We start from the raw sequence: 16008 nt of genomic DNA on the forward strand, positions 1-16008 counted from the left end.
TGGACGAAATTGCCAGCACTGAGCCTTTGGTCGTTTATCCACAAGGCGAGTTCCCTTGAAGCATAGAGGTTTCGCCGCTTGAATTTGCGTTTACTTGTCCGCTGGAGCCTGGCGAGCCTGGTCTTGATGATTGCCCTGCTGTGGCTGGCCGATCGTATCTGGCCGTTGCCGTTGCCCCAGGATGACCTGGCGCGGGTGGTGCTGGCCGAGGATGGCACGCCGTTGTGGCGGTTTGCCGATGCCAACGGCGTGTGGCGTTACCCGGTGCAAACCCGCGAAGTGTCGCCGTATTACCTCGATGCACTGCTCACCTACGAAGACCGTTGGTTCTACCAGCACCCCGGTGTTAACCCGTTCGCGCTGGTGCGGGCGACGTGGCAGAACCTGACGGGAGCGCGGGTGGTGTCGGGTGGCAGTACGTTGTCGATGCAGGTGGCGCGCCTGCTTGACCCGCACTCGCGGACCTTCCACGGCAAGTTGCGCCAACTGTGGCGCACGGCGCAGTTGGAGTGGCACCTGTCCAAGGAACAGATTCTCACCCTGTACCTGAACCGCGCGCCGTTTGGCGGCACGTTGCAGGGCGTGGCGGCCGCCAGTTGGGCGTACCTGGGCAAGTCCCCGGCTCAGTTGACCCACGCCGAAGCGGCCTTGCTCGCGGTATTGCCCCAGGCGCCGAGCCGCCTGCGCCCGGATCGCCACCCCCAGCGCGCCCAGGAAGCCCGCGACAAAGTGTTGCGCCGCCTCGCCGAGTTCCAGGTGTGGCCGCAGTCGGCGGTGGATGAAGCCCTCGAAGAACCGTTGCTACTCGCCCCGCGCCTGGAGCCCAGCCTGGCGCCGCTGCTTGCCCGCCGCTTGAACCGTCCCGACAGCCCGCCGCTGATCCGCACAACCGTGGATGCCACCCTGCAACGCCGTCTTGAGGACCTGTTGCTGGGCTGGCGTGCGCGGTTACCGGAGCACACCTCTGCCGCGATCCTGGTGGTGGAAGAAGAAAGCATGGCCGTGCGGGCTTATCTGGGATCGGTGGACATCAATGACGCCAAGCGCTTTGGCCATGTGGACATGATCAGCGCGCTGCGTTCGCCGGGCTCCACCTTGAAGCCCTTCCTGTATGGCATGGCCCTGGACGAAGGCCTGATTCACTCCGAATCGCTGTTGCAGGATGTGCCGCGGCGTTATGGCGATTATCGGCCGGGTAACTTTTCCATGGGCTTTACCGGCGCGGTGCCGGCGAGTACGGCGCTGTCCAGTTCGCTGAACCTGCCGGCGGTGCAACTGTTGGAAGCCTACGGGCCCAAGCGATTTGCCGCGCAGATGCGTATCGGCGGCGTGCCGTTGGCCTTGCCGGCGTTGGCCGAACCCAACTTGGCGCTGATCCTCGGTGGCGCGGGCAGCCGGCTGGAGGATCTGGTCAGCGGCTACAGCGCCTTCGCACGTAACGGCCGGAGCGCAACGATTCGATTACAGCCGGACGACACGCTGAGAGAGCGGCCATTGCTGTCGCCAGGGGCTGCCTGGATTGTGCGGCGCATCCTCAGCGGTCAGGCCCGCCCTGACCGTGACCCGCGCGCCGAGCTGGTGCAGCGCCCGGTCCTGGCCTGGAAAACCGGGACCAGCTACGGTTTTCGCGATGCCTGGGCGATTGGCGTGGGGCCGCGTTACTTGATCGGTGTGTGGATCGGCCGTCCCGACGGCACGCCGGTGCCGGGGCAGTTTGGCTTGGCCTCGGCGGCGCCGCTGATGTTGCAGGTGCATGACGTGCTGACCAATCGCGACAGCCAGCGCGGTATCAGCGCGCAGGTTTTAGCGGTGCCGGCCAATGTCGGCGTGGCGGCGATCTGTTGGCCGCTGGGCCAGCCCATGAACCGCAGCGATCCGAATTGCCGCCGCCAGCGCTTTGCCTGGACCCTGGACAACACCACGCCGCCGACCATGCAGGCGCTGGACCAACCGTTGAGCGTCGGCTTGATGGAAAGTGTCTGGGTCAACGCCAAGGGGTTGAGGGTGGATGCTCATTGCCCGGGCGCCGTGCCCAGGAACATCGCCCTGTGGCCCGCACCGCTGGAGCCATGGCTACCGAGGATCGAACGCCGTGAAGCACGGATTCCCGTCGCCGACCTCGATTGCCCACCACCGGCGCTGGCGGCGTCTTCGCCGCTGTCGATTGTCGGCGTGCGCGAAGGCGACCAACTGCGCCTGCCGGCCGCCAGCCAGCAAACCCTGCGCCTGAAACTCTCCGCGCTGGGCGGCAGTGGTCGGCGTTGGTGGTTCCTCAATGGCGCACCGCTGGGTGATAGCGCCAATCAGGACAGTATCAATGCCAGCTTCGAACGCTTGGGCCGCTATCAGCTCAGCGTTCTCGACGAAGCAGGCCAGACTGCCCGGCTCGAATTCAACGTTGTCGATTAAATCGCCACAAGTGATTCACTTGCCTTCAAGGCTCATCCCCCCGAAGCTATACACCTTCAGGAGCCCCCGCATGAACCTCGAACACCTCACCGAACGCCTGCACCGCATCCGCGATACCAACGACTGGAAGCAATTCCACAGCCCGAAAAACCTGGCCATGGCCGCCAGCGTGGAAATGGCCGAACTGGTGGAAATCTTCCAATGGCTCACCGAAGACCAGTCCCGCCAGTTGCCCGCCGACAAACTCGCCCATGCCGGCCAGGAAGTGGGGGATATCGTGCTGTACCTGCTGTTGCTGTGCAGCGAGCTGGGCCTGGATATGAATGAGGTGGTGCGCGCCAAACTGGCCGACAGCGAGCGGCGGTTTGCCCATGAGTGACCGGCATTTCGACCAATTGGCCACGCGCTTCGCCGAGAAAATCTACGGCGGTGCAAAAGGTGCCATTCGCCTGGCGGTGCTCCAGGCCGACCTGGCTGAGGCGCTGCCGGAGCGCCCGTTGCGCGTGCTGGATATTGGCGCGGGCCTGGGGCATATGTCGCTGTGGCTGGCCGAACGCGGCCATCAGGTGACCCTGGCCGAGCCCGCCGAGCCCATGCTCGAAGGCGCGCGCCAACGCTTCGCCGAAGCCGGACAGAGCGCCACTTTTATCCACGCGCCGTGGCAAGACCTGCTCGGCCAGCTCACCGAGTCCTACGACCTGGTGCTGTGCCACGCCGTGCTGGAATGGCTGGCCGAACCCCACGCGATCCTGCCGGTGCTGCACCAACTGACGCTGCCCGGTGGCTGGTTGTCGCTGGCGTTCTACAATCGCGATGCGTTGATTTATCGCAACCTGCTCAAAGGCCACTTCCGCAAGATGCGCAAGAACGACATGGCCGGCGAAAAGCAGAGCCTGACCCCGCAACAGCCCCTCGACCCGCGTGAATTGGCGGCGCAACTCGAAGGGCTTTGGCAGGTCGAAAGCCAAAGTGGCGTACGGGTATTCCACGACTATATGCCGGTGGAATTCCAGGCCCGCGCGAACTTACCGGACCTTATTGAGATGGAACTCGCTCACCGTCGTCACCCAAGCTTTGCCGGACTTGGGCGTTATTTGCACTGGATCTGCCGTCCGGTTTAAGCGGCCCAGTCTGCGGAGGTCGAAATGCGTCGTCTCTGTTTGATCCTGTTATCCCTCGGGCTGGGCGCCTGCTCCAGCCCTAACCCTTATGTGGCGGCTTCTGCCCCCATGCCACCGGCGCCCGCGCAGGCGGCCACTACCTTCGATGCCAGCGCCTACCCGGCGCCGGTGCGCGACTACGGCGCCTACCGCAATTGGGCCTGGCGCAACGGCCAGTTGCCGGCCGGTACGGCCTGGGCGGATTCGGCGCAAGTGGCCGAAGCGGTCAGCGGCGCCCTTGACCAGCGCGGCCTGCGCCCGTTGCACGACAACCGCCCGGCGGACCTGCTGGTGAGCGCCGATGTGCGCCTGGAGAAGCGCCTCAAGCAAGTCCAGGACGATTATGGCTACGGATACGGCGGCTATAACCGCTACGGTCCTGGCTACGGCATGTACAACTCGGTGCCGATCGTGCGCACCTATGAAGTTCAAGTGGTGGTGGTGCGTGTCAACCTGTTCGACGCCCGCAGCGGCCAGCCGGTGTGGAGTGCCAGCGCGGAAACCGGCAGCCAGGGCAGCCTCAGCGAGCGCGCGGATGCCTTGCGCCAGGCCGTGCAAAAGGCGATGACGGCCTATCCTCCGAGTTAACAGCTATTCTCATCTAAAGCCCGGTCGTTCTTTGGAGATCAACCATGTTTCGTCGCATCGCTACGCTCGCTTTTGTTGTGCTGCTGGGCGGTTGCCAGACCAGCCAGGTCAACCACGATTTTGATGCCAGCCGCGACTTCGGCGCTTACCGCAGTTGGGCCTGGAAAGATCCGGCCCTGCAATACCGCCCCGATGATCCGCGGATCAAGAGCGACCTCACCGAACAACGCATCCGCCAGGCCGTTGGCGAACAGCTTGACCAGCGCGGCCTGCGCCCGGCAGCCGTCGGCACCAAGGCTGACCTGAACGTGCAGGCTTACCTGATCGTCGAAGACCGCCAGCAACAAGTCACCACCAACTATGGCGGTGCCTGGGGCGGCCCATGGAACGGCTACTGGGGCGGGCCGATGTACAACGAAACCCGCAACATTACCTACAAGGTGGCGACCCTCCAGATCGACCTGCTCGACGGCAAGGACGGCAAGCTGGTGTGGCGTGGCAGTGATGAACAGATGATGAGCAGCACGCCGAACCCGCAGGATCGTAATAACGCGATCCGCACGACGGTGACCCACATTCTCTCCAGCTATCCCCCACGCTGACAATCAGTCCGCGCCCGCTTCAGGGGCGGCAAGCGCTGCTATCGGTTGCCATGTGCCTACCATGTGCTCAATATCGCCGGCCCCTTTCAATAACAGCTCTCCGCTGGAGCCGGCGGCGCTGGTCAGCAATGTCACCTCACTGGGCAGGCGCACCGGTTTCCTGAATTCGACGTCTATTTCGATATTGGCGGCCGGCAAGTGTTCGCCCAAGGCGGCGAGGGTGTGCGCCTTGTTCCACAGTCCGTGGGCGATGGCCTGGGGGAAGCCGAACAGTCTGGCGGTCAGGGCGCTGAGGTGGATCGGGTTGTAGTCGCCGGACACTCTCGCGTAGCGGCGGCCGATATCGGCTGGGGCCTTCCAGCGAGTCAATTCGCTGATCTCGGCGGGGCTGGGACGGGCATCATCGGTCGCTTCGCCTTCGAGCTTTACACCCCGGCACAGCATACGGCTCTCGGCTTCCCACAGCAGGCCGAGAGAGTCTTCAACCGTGGTGACCACTTCAAAGGTCGCGCCCTTTGGGTGGGGCTTGAGGTTCTGCGTGTGCACGCCGATGGACAATTCGCTGACACCGCCCAGCGGGCGATGGATGCGGATGCGGTTGCTCAGGTGAATCAACCCCAGCAGCGGGAAGGGAAACTTTTTGTCGGTGAGCAACTGCATTTGCAGACCGAACGCGAGGATGTGCGGATAAGTTGCCGGCAGCAGGGGGCTCTCGGTAAACCCGCAGACTTTGCGGTACGCCGCCACCTGCTTGGGGTCGACGCTCACCCGGCAGCGCAACCCTTGCTCGGGCAGCGTGTTGCCGGTGATCTTGCGCTTGAGCGCCGCTCGCCAATACAACGGCGGCAGAAACGGCGTACTGCCTAAGGTTTGCCAGTCCATGCTCATGCTCCTAACAGACTTTGCCCACACACCCGCAGCGCTTGCCCGCTGACCGCACCGGAACCCGGCTGGCCCAGCCAGGCCACCGCTTCGGCGACATCCTGCGGCAAACCGCCCTGGCCCAGTGAACTCATGCGTCGCCCGGCCTCACGCAGGGCAAATGGAATATGCGCGGTCATCTGGGTTTCGATAAAGCCAGGGGCTACGGCGTTGATACTGATCCCGCGTTCTTCCAGTAACGGCGCCCACGCCTGCACCAGGCCGATCAAACCGGCCTTGCTCGCGGCATAGTTGGTTTGCCCGCGATTGCCGGCGATGCCGCTGATGGAGGCCAGCACCACCACACGGGCGTTGTCGTGCAGGGTGCCGCTGTCGAGCAGTGCCTTGGTCAGCACTTGCGGAGCATTGAGGTTGACCGCCAGCACCGCGTCCCAGTATTCCGGGGTCATGTTGGCCAGGGTTTTGTCACGGGTGATCCCGGCGTTGTGCACCAGGATGTCGAGGCCGTCGGGCAGGTGTTCGATCAACTGGCCGGCGGCGTCTTCGGCGCAGATGTCCAGCACGATTGTGCGCGCACCCAGGCGTGCGGCGAGGGCTTCGAGGTCGGCCTTGGCCTGGGGCACGTCGAGCAGGATCACGTCGGCGCCGTCGCGGGCCAGGGTTTCAGCGATGGAGGCGCCAATGCCACGGGCGGCGCCGGTGACCAACGCCTTACGCCCGGCGAGGGGACGGGTCCAGTCTTCGACGGGCGTGGCACAGGCCTTCAGGCGAATCACCTGGCCGGAGATATAGGCGCTTTTCGGTGAGAGGAAGAAGCGCAGCGCGCCTTCCAGTTGGTCTTCGGCACCGTCGCCGACGTAGAGCAATTGCAACACGCCGCCGTTGCGCAGTTCCTTGGCCAGCGACCGGCTGAAACCTTCAAGGGCGCGCTGGGCGCTGGCGGCGAACGGGTCGCTGAGACTCTCGGGTGCGCGGCCAAGAATCACTAGGTGTGCACTGTTATCCAGGTTTTTCAGCAACGGTTGGAAAAACTCACGCAGTTGCTTGAGCAGGTCGGTGTGTTGCAGGTCGCTGGCATCGAACACCACGGCCTTGAGCTTGGGACCGTGGCCGGGAATCCACGTCGACGCCTCGGCGCCGTAGGTGTAAATGGCGTCCGTGAGCCTGTTGGCAAACGCCTGTACGTTGCTTGCCAGCGCGCCACCTCCCAGCAGCAATGCACCTTCCACCGGACGCAGGCGCCCGGCCTGCCAGCGTTCCAGGCGTACCGGTGACGGCAGGCCAAGGGCGGCGACCAGGCGATGGCCGAGGCTTGAGTTGGCGAAGTCGATATAACGGTCAGACATGGAACGCTCTCCGAAGGCTGGGGTTCAAAGGGTTGACCATCCCAGGGTAGCAGTCGTTCGACTAGGCTCAGTTATCCAGACCACAACCGACAGGGAGCTTTCCATGACTCAATTGCGCCGTGTAGCGATCATTGGCGGTAACCGCATTCCTTTCGCCCGCTCCAATGGCCCCTACGCCACGGCGAGCAACCAGGCGATGCTGACCGCGGCCTTGGAGGGCCTGATCGAACGCTACAACCTGCACGGCCTGCGCATGGGCGAGGTGGCCGCCGGCGCGGTGCTCAAGCATTCCCGCGACTTCAACCTCACCCGTGAATGCGTGCTGGGTTCACGCCTGTCGCCGCAAACCCCCGCCTATGATATTCAGCAGGCCTGCGGCACCGGGCTCGAAGCGGCGTTGCTGGTGGCCAACAAGATCGCCCTGGGCCAGATTGAATGCGGGATTGCCGGTGGGGTAGATACCACGTCCGACGCACCTATCGGCGTGAATGAAGGGCTGCGCAAGATCCTGCTGCAAGCCAATCGCAGCAAATCAATGGCGGATAAATTAAAAGTCCTGTTACAACTTCGTCCCCATCACCTCAAGCCTGAGCTGCCGCGTAACGGTGAGCCGCGCACGGGGTTGTCCATGGGCCAGCATTGCGAATTGATGGCGCAGACCTGGCAGATTCCCCGCGCCGAGCAGGACCAACTCGCCCTTGAAAGCCACCAGAAAATGGCTGCCGCCTATGCCGAAGGCTGGCATAACGATCTGCTGACGCCGTTTCTGGGCCTGACCCGCGACAACAATCTGCGCCCCGACCTGACCCTGGAAAAACTCGCCGCGCTCAAGCCGGCGTTCGAACGCAGCGAAAAAGGCACGCTCACGGCCGGCAATTCCACACCGCTCACGGATGGTGCATCCCTGGTGCTGTTGGGCAGCGAGGCCTGGGCCCAGGCGCGTGGTTTGCCGATCCTGGCGTACCTGCGCGATGGCGAAGCGGCGGCGGTGGATTTCGTCAACGGCGCCGAAGGCCTGCTGATGGCGCCGGTGTATGCGGTGCCACGTTTGCTGGCGAGGAATGGCCTGACGCTGCAGGACTTTGATTACTACGAGATCCACGAAGCCTTCGCTGCCCAGGTGTTGTGCACGCTCAAGGCGTGGGAGGATGCGGACTACTGCAAGACGCGCCTCGGGCTGGACGCGCCATTAGGGGCCATCGACCGCAGTCGCCTGAACGTCAAAGGCAGTTCGCTGGCGGCCGGTCACCCGTTTGCCGCCACCGGTGGGCGCATTGTCGCCAACCTGGCCAAATTGCTCGACGCAGCGGGCAAGGGCCGCGGGCTGATTTCGATCTGCGCCGCCGGCGGGCAGGGCGTGACGGCGATCATCGAACGTTGAATTCACCGAAATTGGCATATTGGATGCATTCTTGAGTGGTCAGAGGTCGGTAGCCCCTCCCACCAGCGAGCCGATTGCCGTATAACGAGTGCCATACGCGTATTTGGTAATAAAGGACCCACAATAAAAGCTGATGAAGACTCCTAAACGCATTGAACCCCTGATCGAAGACGGTCTGGTCGACGAAGTGCTGCGCCCACTCATGAGTGGTAAAGAAGCAGCTGTTTATGTGGTGCGCTGCGGCAATGAATTGCGTTGCGCCAAGGTTTACAAGGAGGCGAATAAACGAAGTTTTCGTCAAGCGTCCGAATACCAGGAAGGCCGTAAGGTCCGTAACAGCCGGCAGGCCCGGGCCATGGCCAAGGGCTCGAAATTCGGCAAGAAAGAAACCGAAGATGCCTGGCAGAACGCTGAAGTAGCAGCGTTGTTCCGTCTGGCCGGTGCGGGCGTTCGCGTGCCCAAGCCGTACGACTTCCTCGAAGGCGTGTTGTTGATGGAACTGGTAGCCGACGAGTACGGCGATGCTGCGCCACGCCTGAATGACGTGACCTTGGAGCCGGACCAGGCGCGTGAATACCACGCCTTCCTGATTTCCCAGATCGTGCTGATGCTGTGTACCGGCCTGGTGCACGGTGACCTGTCCGAATTCAACGTGCTGCTCACGCCTACGGGCCCGGTGATCATCGACCTGCCCCAGGCAGTGGATGCGGCGGGCAACAACCACGCGTTCAACATGTTGGAGCGGGATGTGGGCAACATGGCTTCCTACTTCGGGCGTTTTGCCCCGGAATTGAAGAAGACCAAGTACGCCAAGGAAATGTGGGCGCTCTACGAAGCCGGCACCTTGCACCCGGCCAGCGTATTGACCGGCGAGTTCGACGAGCCGGAAGAGCTGGCGGACGTGGGCGGTGTGATCCGTGAGATCGAAGCGGCGCGGCTGGATGAAGAGCGGCGCCAGGCCATTCGGGCGGCGGATGATGCGCCACCGAGCAAAGCGTCGGAAGAACCACCGCCGCCGCCTTGGATGCAATGATCCCTGGCTGGATGAAGATCAAAATGTGGGAGGGGCGGTGCGACGATTCGACTTGCTCCCGATAGGGTGTGTCAGTTACAGATATTGAGACTGATACACCGCTATCGGGAGCAAGTCGAATCGTCGCACCGCCCCTCCCACATTTGGTTTTGCATGTATTCAGATAGATTCCGTCACGCGCAGCAGCTTCCCGACGCCAACTCCTTGAGTATCGGACAATCCGGCCGATCATCGCCGTGGCAGTGCTCCACCAGGTCCTGCAACGTATCGCGCAGTTGCCCCAATTCCAGGATCTTCTGGTTCAGCTCGTCGATATGTTGGCGCGCCAAGGCTTTCACATCGGCGCTGGCCCGTTGCCGGTCCTGCCACAGGGTCAGCAGTTTGCCGACTTCTTCCAATGAAAACCCCAGGTCCCGCGAGCGTTTGATAAACGCCAGGGTGTGCAGGTCGTCGTCGCCGTAGATGCGGTAGCCGCTGTCGGTGCGATGGGCCGCTTTGAGCAGGCCGATGGACTCGTAGTAGCGAATCATCTTCGCGCTCAGCCCGCTTTGCCGGGCGGCTTGGCCGATGTTCATGGGCGTTGATCCTCCAAATCCGACTGTTTCCAAGTGCTGGGTTTCCAGGTTTTCAACAGCAAGGCATTGCTCACGACGCTGACGCTGGACAAGGCCATGGCCGCGCCCGCGAGCACCGGGTTGAGCAGGCCGAACGCGGCCAGGGGAATGCCGATCAAGTTATACACAAAGGCCCAGAACAGGTTTTGGCGGATTTTGGCGTAGGTCTTGCGGCTGATCTCCAAGGCGGCCGGGACCAGGCGTGGGTCGCCGCGCATCAGGGTGATGCCGGCGGCATGCATGGCCACGTCGGTGCCGCCGCCCATGGCGATACCGATATCGGCCGCAGCCAGGGCCGGGGCGTCGTTGATACCGTCACCCACCATCGCCACCACGGCGGTTTTTTTCAGTTCGGCGACGGTGGCGGCTTTATCGGCGGGCAGGACTTCGGCGTGTACGTCATCGATGCCCAACGCTTCGGCGACTACGCGGGCGCTGCCGCGATTGTCGCCGGTGAGCAAGTGGCTGCCAATGTTTCGGGCCTTGAGCTGTGCCACCGCTTCCAACGCGCCAGGCTTGAGTGTGTCACCAAAGGCAAACAGCCCGAGCACACGCGGTTGCGCGCCTTGCTCGATCAGCCAGGACAACGTGCGGCCCTCGGCTTCCCAGGCCGTGGCGGAGTCGGCCAGCCCACCCGCGTCCAGGCCGCTTTCTTCCAGCAGGCGCCGATTTCCCAGGGCCAGTTGGCGGCCGTCGAGGCTACCGGCAATGCCACGTCCGGCCAGGGATTGGCTGGCACTCACGTCCGCCACCGTCAGCCCTTGCTCGCTGCACGCATCCAGCACGGCCTTGGCCAACGGGTGTTCGCTGCCACGTTGCAGCGCACCGGCCTGCCGCAGCAATGTGGCTTCATCGCCATCCACCGCCGCCAAATGGGCAATTTTCGGGGTACCGGAAGTGAGGGTGCCGGTTTTGTCGAAGACCACGGTGCTCACTTCATGGGCGCGCTCCAGCGCTTCGGCGTCCTTGATCAGGATGCCGTAGCGTGCGGCGACGCCGGTGCCGGCCATGATGGCGGTCGGTGTGGCCAGCCCGAGGGCGCAGGGACAGGCGATCACCAGCACCGCCACGGCATTGATGATCGCGGTCTCCAGGGGAGCACCGTATAACCACCAGCCCACCAGGGTGATCAGCGCCAGCACCAGTACGGTGGGGACGAATACCTGGCTGACTTTATCCACCAGTTTCTGGATGGGGGCCTTGGCCGCCTGGGCGTCTTCCACCAGGCGGATGATGCGCGCCAGTACGCTTTCGGCGCCGAGCGCGGTGGTGCGCACCAGCAGGCGGCCTTCGCCATTGATGGCGCCGCCGGTGACGGCGTCGCCAGGTTGTTTCGGCACCGGCAGGCTTTCGCCGCTGATCAGCGCTTCATCGGCATGGCTCTGGCCGTCTACCACTTCACCGTCCACCGGGAACCGTTCGCCGGGTTTGACCAGCACCAGGTCATCGAGCGTGAGCGCGCTGATGGCCACATCGTCCTCGCGGCCATCCTTTACACGAATGGCGCGTTCAGGGCGCAGGGCTTCCAGGGCGCGGATAGCGCTGGCGGTCTGGCGTTTGGCGCGGCTCTCCAGGTATTTACCGAGCAACACCAGGGCGATCACCACGGCCGACGCTTCGAAGTACAGATGGGGCATGGTGCCCACGGGCGCGGTCAGCCATTCATAGAGACTCAGGCCGTAACCGGCGCTGGTGCCGATGGCCACCAGCAGGTCCATATTGCCGGCACCGGCACGCACGGCTTTCCACGCCGCGATATAGAAGCGCGCACCGAAGATGAATTGCACAGGGGTGGCCAGGGCGAATTGCACCCAGGCCGGCAGCATCCAGTGCAGGCCGAAGGGTTGCACCAGCATCGGCAGAACCAGGGGCAGTGCCAGCACAATCGCCAGCAGCAGCGACCAGCGCTCGCGGTGCAGGCGTTGGGCCTGATCGGCCTCGGTCTTGGTTTCGCTTTGCGGCAGGCTGGCGGTGTAGCCGGCTTTGTCGACGGCGGCGATCAGCACGGCCGGATCGATCTGGCCCAGCACTTCGACGTGCGCGCGCTCGTTGGCCAGGTTGACGCTGACGCTTTGCACCCCCGGCACTTTGCCCAGCGCGCGCTCGACACGCCCGGCACAGCTGGCGCAGGTCATGCCGCCGATGGGCAGGTCAAAGGTGGTGGATCCATTCATGGGGCAGTCCTCCAGAGAAGTTGCCCCTAGGATCAACCTTGACCTGTGGGGAAGGTCAAGCGTCTTCAGTATTCCAGTGCGGCGGGTTTGAGGTACATGCCTTCCGGGCCCTGGGCAATGCGCAGCTTACGTACGTCACCGGCCTTGAGCGTGATGTTCTGTGCCGGCGGCGCGAGCAGGCCAGGCAAGCAACCCGGTGACTGGCCCGGCAGCAGTTTCAGGCGCAGCGACACATTGCCGGCGGGCAGGTTGAACGAGGTGGACTGTTCCTGGAACAGGCGTCCGGCCAACTGGTCCTGGATGTACAGGCCGATCTCGCAATTGGTCGGTACTTCCAGGCGTTCGCGGGAAATGATCAGCACCGCATAGTCTTCTGCGGCGAGGGCCTGAGGCGCAGCGGCAGACAAGCTCATCAGGCCGACAAGGCCAAAAAACGACCAGCGCATGGCGAATGCTCCGTGGTTTGAATCAAAGATGGGTGAAGCTTGGCCGACGCCGCCGTGTAATACCAGCCCGGCCGAAAGTTTCAGAACTTGACCTTGCCATCGTGGCAAGGTCGAGACTGGGTTCAACCTCATTAAAGGAGTCACGTCATGCAAGTATTCAGCGTTGAAGGAATGACCTGCGGCCATTGTGTTCGGGCCGTAACCCAGGCGGTGCAGAACCAGGATCCTACGGCCGAAGTGAAGGTGGATCTCGCGGCGAAGCAAGTCAGCGTGCAGAGTCAACTGAGTCGTGAGGCGATCATTGGGTTGATCAAGGAAGAAGGCTACGCCGCAGTCTGATTTTAATAGTTAGCGAGCTATCGTAATGTTCAAGGCACCCAGGCCCGGCTAGACTGTCGGGCTGCCGACTCTCTTGGGTGCCTGATGAACCTTCGCATAATTCTGATTCTGGGGGCCTTGAGCGCCTTCGCGCCGCTGGCGATCGATTTTTACCTGCCGGGCTTTCCGGCGATGGCGACAGCCTTCGGTACCGACGAAAAACATATCCAGCTGACCCTGGCCGTGTATTTCGCGGGCCTGGCCATCGGCCAGTTGATCTACGGCCCGCTGGCGGATCGCTTTGGTCGGCGCGGCCCGCTGCTCAGCGGCGTGACCCTGTTTACCCTGGCGTCCTTTGCCTGCGCGTACGCGCCGTCCCTGGAATGGCTGATTGGCGCACGTTTCGTGCAGGCCCTCGGCGGTTGCGCAGGCATGGTGATTTCCCGCGCAGTGGTCAGTGACAAATGTGATGCGGTGGGCTCGGCCAAGGTGTACTCGCAACTGATGCTGGTGACCGGCCTGGCGCCGATCCTGGCGCCATTGGCGGGTGGTGTGATGGTCGGGTTGTGGGGCTGGCAGTCGATTTTCCTCGCGCTGTCGATCTTCAGCGTGATGGCGGCGATTGCCGTGGCGGTCGGTTTGCCGGAGACCTTTCCGGCCCATCAGCCGCGTCAACCCTTGTCCGGGTCGCTGCGCCGCTACGGCGCGCTGTTGTCAGACCGGGTCTACCTCGGTTATGCCCTGACCGGGGGCATTTCGATTGCCGGGATGTTTGCCTACATCGCCGGCTCCCCGTTCGTATTTATCAAACTCTATGGCGTGCCCGCTGAGCATTATGGCTGGCTGTTCGGCTCCAATGCCGCCGGCTTCATCCTGGTTGCCCAGGTTAACGCGCGGCTGCTGGCCAAGCGTGGTCCGGCGTTTCTGCTGTCGCGCACGGTGTGGGTCTATCTGCTGGCGGCGCTGTCACTGCTGGGCATCGCGGCCTTGCGCACCGATGCGTTGTGGCCGTTGCTGGTGCCGCTGTTCATCTGTATCGCCAGCTTGGGCTGCATTCTGCCCAACACCTCGGCCTGCGCCATGAGCGGGCAGGGTGCCCGGGCCGGCAGTGCGTCGGCCTTGCTCGGTTGCATTCAGTTTGGCGTGGCGGCAGGGGCGGCTTCGTTGGTGGGCGTGCTGCACGACGGCACGGCGATGCCGATGGCGATGGTCATCAGTTTGTGTGGGGTATTGGCGGTGACGATTGCGATGTCGACCCAGCGCCTGCAACGGGCAAGGGCCATGCAGGCGCAGGACTGAAATGCAGGTCAGCCAGCGGCGGAGCGTTGCTGGCTGATCGGGAAACGGTGGGGAGCCTGGATACGGGCTTGCAGGGTATCGGCAAAGGCGCGGGCCTCAGCCTCGCTGCGGAAGGTGAACGCATCGCCGTCGAGACGAACCTGCCATTTATTGCCTTGAGATTTTGCTAACGCTTTTATCAGGATCTTCATTGCTGACTTCCTCACGTAAAAGAATCGTGGCAAAGGCGGCCAATATAAACCTGAATACGCTCACAAATATGACAAAGATCAACTCTCTGACTAGCGGTGTCGTCCATCACTCACACGAATAACGGACGACACTGACAGACGTTATTTTCAGAACCCTTCCAGCACGATCTTGCCCTTGGCTTTGCCGCTTTCCAGCAGCGCATGGGCACGGCGCAGGTTGGCCGCATTGATCACACCGAAGTGCTCGCCCAGCGTGGTTTTCAAGGTGCCGGCGTCGATCAGCTCGGCCACGCGATTGAGCAGGTTGTGCTGCTCGATCATGTCCGGCGTCTCGAACATCGAGCGCGTGTACATGAACTCCCAATGCAGCGACAGGCTCTTGCGCTTGAGTTTGCTCACGTCCAGCGCCTTGGGGTCGTCGATCAGCGCCAGCTTGCCTTGGGGTTGCAGCGCTTCGACCAGTTGGTCCAGGTGATGCTCGGTTTGGGTCAGGCTGGCAACATGGGTCACCTGTGGGTGGCCGGCTTGTTTCAGGGCTTCGCTCAGCGGCTGGCTATGGTCGATCACCAGGTCGGCGCCGAGTGCCTTGGCCCACTCCTGGGTTTCCGGGCGCGAGGCGGTGCCGATCACCTTCAATGCGGTGAGCTGGCTGGCCAGTTGGGTCAGGATCGAACCCACGCCGCCAGCGGCGCCGACGATGAGCAGGCTCTGGCCTTCAGCCTCTTTACCTTCACGCACTTGCAGGCGTTCGAATAGCAGCTCCCAGGCGGTGATGGCGGTCAGCGGCAGCGCGGCGGCTTCGGCAAAGCTCAGGCTCTTGGGCATATGGCCGACAATGCGCTCATCGACGGTGTGCAGTTCGCTGTTAGCGCCTGGACGTATCAGGGAACCGGCGTAGAACACGTGATCGCCGACTTTGAACAGGCTCACTTCGCTGCCGACGGCCTTGACCACACCGGCCACGTCCCAGCCCAGCACTTTGGCCACGCCGTTTTCCGGGGCGACGTTCTGGCGCACCTTGGTGTCCACCGGGTTGACCGAGATGGCTTTGACTTCCACCAGCAGGTCGCGGGGGCCGGCGACGGGCTCTGGCAGTTGGATGTCTTGCAGGGATTTTTCATCGTTGATCGGCAGTGACGCGTAGTAGGCAATGGCTTTCATGGGGGCTCCGGAAAAAGGCGGTGATCAGGCGAGAAACTTCAGGCGCTTGAGTTCGAAGTGTTCGATTACATCAGCGGCCTTGGCGCGAAAACGTTGGATATGTGCGCTCTGGTCATGGTCGGCCAGTGCGGCGTCGTTGCTCCAGCGTTCGAGCATGTAGAAGGTCTCGGGGTGTTGCAGGTCCTGGTGCAGGTCGTATTGCTCGCAACCGGCTTCAAGGCGGGTGGGTTCCAGCAGGCCGCGCAGCAGGGTTTCCAGGGTGGCTTGTTGGCCAGGCTTGGCGATCAGCGTGGCGATGACGTTAAAGGCTGTGGGCATATTCAACTCCAGACACGTTATGAACGGGATGGACAGATGATTGGCCATTTCCCCTGAAGATAAAAGCGGCTAAAACAGCACTCTGT

At 63.0% G+C, this 16008-nt stretch carries 17 protein-coding genes; 9 read left to right on the forward strand and 8 right to left on the reverse strand.

Annotated elements, in window-relative coordinates; genetic code table 11:
• Positions 1-78 precede the first annotated feature (78 nt).
• From pbpC to FIV39_RS06510, 5 genes are all read left to right on the forward strand, one after another.
• Complete coding sequence (gene pbpC, locus FIV39_RS06490) at positions 79-2409, forward strand: peptidoglycan glycosyltransferase PbpC (RefSeq protein WP_090400790.1); 2331 nt, start codon at positions 79-81, stop codon at positions 2407-2409.
• 70 nt (positions 2410-2479) lie between these two features.
• Positions 2480-2788, forward strand: a complete 309-nt coding sequence (locus FIV39_RS06495) for a MazG-like family protein (RefSeq protein WP_003188211.1) — start codon at positions 2480-2482, stop codon at positions 2786-2788.
• Positions 2781-3530: a methyltransferase domain-containing protein gene (locus FIV39_RS06500; RefSeq protein ID WP_090400789.1), complete on the forward strand. Its 750-nt coding sequence runs from the start codon at positions 2781-2783 to the stop codon at positions 3528-3530. The genes FIV39_RS06495 and FIV39_RS06500 overlap by 8 nt, the downstream gene beginning before the upstream one ends.
• A gap of 24 nt (positions 3531-3554) precedes the next feature.
• Positions 3555-4157, forward strand: coding sequence for a DUF4136 domain-containing protein (locus FIV39_RS06505; RefSeq protein ID WP_027607983.1), 603 nt, complete (start codon positions 3555-3557; stop codon positions 4155-4157).
• Positions 4158-4201: 44 nt separating this feature from the next.
• Positions 4202-4759, forward strand: coding sequence for a DUF4136 domain-containing protein (locus tag FIV39_RS06510; RefSeq protein WP_090400788.1), 558 nt, complete (start codon positions 4202-4204; stop codon positions 4757-4759).
• A 3-nt stretch (positions 4760-4762) separates the two neighbouring features.
• Here FIV39_RS06510 and FIV39_RS06515 read toward each other — a convergent pair whose 3' ends face one another.
• Both FIV39_RS06515 and FIV39_RS06520 read right to left on the reverse strand, forming a co-directional pair.
• Positions 4763-5641 (reverse strand): MaoC family dehydratase, encoded by an 879-nt coding sequence (locus FIV39_RS06515; protein ID WP_090400787.1) that lies wholly within the window; start codon positions 5639-5641, stop codon positions 4763-4765.
• A gap of 2 nt (positions 5642-5643) precedes the next feature.
• Positions 5644-6987 carry a 3-oxoacyl-ACP reductase gene (locus tag FIV39_RS06520; RefSeq protein ID WP_090400786.1) on the reverse strand — a complete coding sequence of 448 codons (1344 nt, stop codon included), beginning with the start codon at positions 6985-6987 and terminating at the stop codon, positions 5644-5646.
• Positions 6988-7090: 103 nt separating this feature from the next.
• Between FIV39_RS06520 and FIV39_RS06525 the strand changes: the two genes are divergently transcribed.
• Together FIV39_RS06525 and FIV39_RS06530 are read left to right on the forward strand one after the other, a co-directional pair.
• Complete coding sequence (locus FIV39_RS06525; RefSeq protein ID WP_090400785.1) at positions 7091-8368, forward strand: acetyl-CoA C-acetyltransferase; 1278 nt, start codon at positions 7091-7093, stop codon at positions 8366-8368.
• 133 nt (positions 8369-8501) lie between these two features.
• Positions 8502-9401, forward strand: coding sequence for a PA4780 family RIO1-like protein kinase (locus FIV39_RS06530; protein ID WP_027607961.1), 900 nt, complete (start codon positions 8502-8504; stop codon positions 9399-9401).
• A 173-nt stretch (positions 9402-9574) separates the two neighbouring features.
• On the opposite strand, the gene cueR is transcribed toward FIV39_RS06530, so the two are convergent.
• The 3 genes from cueR to FIV39_RS06545 all read right to left on the reverse strand — a co-directional run bounded on the left by cueR (position 9575) and on the right by FIV39_RS06545 (position 12635).
• On the reverse strand, positions 9575-9976 hold the full coding sequence (gene cueR / locus FIV39_RS06535; protein ID WP_090400784.1) for a Cu(I)-responsive transcriptional regulator: 402 nt from the start codon (positions 9974-9976) through the stop codon (positions 9575-9577).
• Entirely contained in the window at positions 9973-12189 is a 2217-nt protein-coding gene (locus FIV39_RS06540) for a heavy metal translocating P-type ATPase (protein ID WP_090400783.1), read from the reverse strand. Before FIV39_RS06540 ends, cueR begins: the two co-directional genes overlap by 4 nt.
• Positions 12190-12254: 65 nt before the next feature.
• On the reverse strand, positions 12255-12635 hold the full coding sequence (locus tag FIV39_RS06545; protein WP_027607958.1) for a hypothetical protein: 381 nt from the start codon (positions 12633-12635) through the stop codon (positions 12255-12257).
• Positions 12636-12782: 147 nt separating this feature from the next.
• Here FIV39_RS06545 and FIV39_RS06550 point away from each other — a divergent pair, with 147 nt between their 5' ends.
• Together FIV39_RS06550 and FIV39_RS06555 are read left to right on the forward strand one after the other, a co-directional pair.
• A complete protein-coding gene (locus tag FIV39_RS06550; RefSeq protein ID WP_090400782.1) occupies positions 12783-12974 on the forward strand; it encodes a heavy-metal-associated domain-containing protein in 192 nt (63 codons plus the stop codon).
• Positions 12975-13058: 84 nt separating this feature from the next.
• Positions 13059-14252 (forward strand): multidrug effflux MFS transporter, encoded by a 1194-nt coding sequence (locus FIV39_RS06555; protein ID WP_146371491.1) that lies wholly within the window; start codon positions 13059-13061, stop codon positions 14250-14252.
• A gap of 8 nt (positions 14253-14260) precedes the next feature.
• On the opposite strand, the gene FIV39_RS06560 is transcribed toward FIV39_RS06555, so the two are convergent.
• The 3 genes from FIV39_RS06560 to FIV39_RS06570 all read right to left on the reverse strand — a co-directional run bounded on the left by FIV39_RS06560 (position 14261) and on the right by FIV39_RS06570 (position 15922).
• The gene (locus FIV39_RS06560; RefSeq protein ID WP_090400781.1) at positions 14261-14443 is read right to left on the reverse strand and encodes a hypothetical protein; all 183 of its coding nucleotides are present in this window, start codon (positions 14441-14443) and stop codon (positions 14261-14263) included.
• A gap of 147 nt (positions 14444-14590) precedes the next feature.
• Positions 14591-15604, reverse strand: coding sequence for a zinc-binding alcohol dehydrogenase family protein (locus FIV39_RS06565; RefSeq protein ID WP_090400780.1), 1014 nt, complete (start codon positions 15602-15604; stop codon positions 14591-14593).
• A 24-nt stretch (positions 15605-15628) separates the two neighbouring features.
• Entirely contained in the window at positions 15629-15922 is a 294-nt protein-coding gene (locus tag FIV39_RS06570) for a putative quinol monooxygenase (RefSeq protein WP_090400779.1), read from the reverse strand.
• Between the last annotated feature and the right edge of the window lie 86 nt (positions 15923-16008).

This window comes from Pseudomonas grimontii (assembly GCF_007858185.1).
Taxonomy (GTDB): Bacteria; Pseudomonadota; Gammaproteobacteria; order Pseudomonadales; family Pseudomonadaceae; genus Aquipseudomonas; species Aquipseudomonas grimontii.

Coding starts and splice junctions, on each gene's coding strand:
- FIV39_RS06495 (WP_003188211.1), top strand. CDS start 2,480: ATGAACCTCGAACACCTCACCGAACGCCTGCACCGCATCCGCGATACC.
- FIV39_RS06500 (WP_090400789.1), top strand. CDS start 2,781: ATGAGTGACCGGCATTTCGACCAATTGGCCACGCGCTTCGCCGAGAAA.
- FIV39_RS06505 (WP_027607983.1), top strand. CDS start 3,555: ATGCGTCGTCTCTGTTTGATCCTGTTATCCCTCGGGCTGGGCGCCTGC.
- FIV39_RS06510 (WP_090400788.1), top strand. CDS start 4,202: ATGTTTCGTCGCATCGCTACGCTCGCTTTTGTTGTGCTGCTGGGCGGT.
- FIV39_RS06515 (WP_090400787.1), bottom strand. CDS start 5,641: ATGGACTGGCAAACCTTAGGCAGTACGCCGTTTCTGCCGCCGTTGTAT.
- FIV39_RS06520 (WP_090400786.1), bottom strand. CDS start 6,987: ATGTCTGACCGTTATATCGACTTCGCCAACTCAAGCCTCGGCCATCGC.
- FIV39_RS06525 (WP_090400785.1), top strand. CDS start 7,091: ATGACTCAATTGCGCCGTGTAGCGATCATTGGCGGTAACCGCATTCCT.
- FIV39_RS06530 (WP_027607961.1), top strand. CDS start 8,502: ATGAAGACTCCTAAACGCATTGAACCCCTGATCGAAGACGGTCTGGTC.
- cueR (WP_090400784.1), bottom strand. CDS start 9,976: ATGAACATCGGCCAAGCCGCCCGGCAAAGCGGGCTGAGCGCGAAGATG.
- FIV39_RS06540 (WP_090400783.1), bottom strand. CDS start 12,189: ATGAATGGATCCACCACCTTTGACCTGCCCATCGGCGGCATGACCTGC.
- FIV39_RS06545 (WP_027607958.1), bottom strand. CDS start 12,635: ATGCGCTGGTCGTTTTTTGGCCTTGTCGGCCTGATGAGCTTGTCTGCC.
- FIV39_RS06550 (WP_090400782.1), top strand. CDS start 12,783: ATGCAAGTATTCAGCGTTGAAGGAATGACCTGCGGCCATTGTGTTCGG.
- FIV39_RS06555 (WP_146371491.1), top strand. CDS start 13,059: ATGAACCTTCGCATAATTCTGATTCTGGGGGCCTTGAGCGCCTTCGCG.
- FIV39_RS06560 (WP_090400781.1), bottom strand. CDS start 14,443: ATGAAGATCCTGATAAAAGCGTTAGCAAAATCTCAAGGCAATAAATGG.
- FIV39_RS06565 (WP_090400780.1), bottom strand. CDS start 15,604: ATGAAAGCCATTGCCTACTACGCGTCACTGCCGATCAACGATGAAAAA.
- FIV39_RS06570 (WP_090400779.1), bottom strand. CDS start 15,922: ATGCCCACAGCCTTTAACGTCATCGCCACGCTGATCGCCAAGCCTGGC.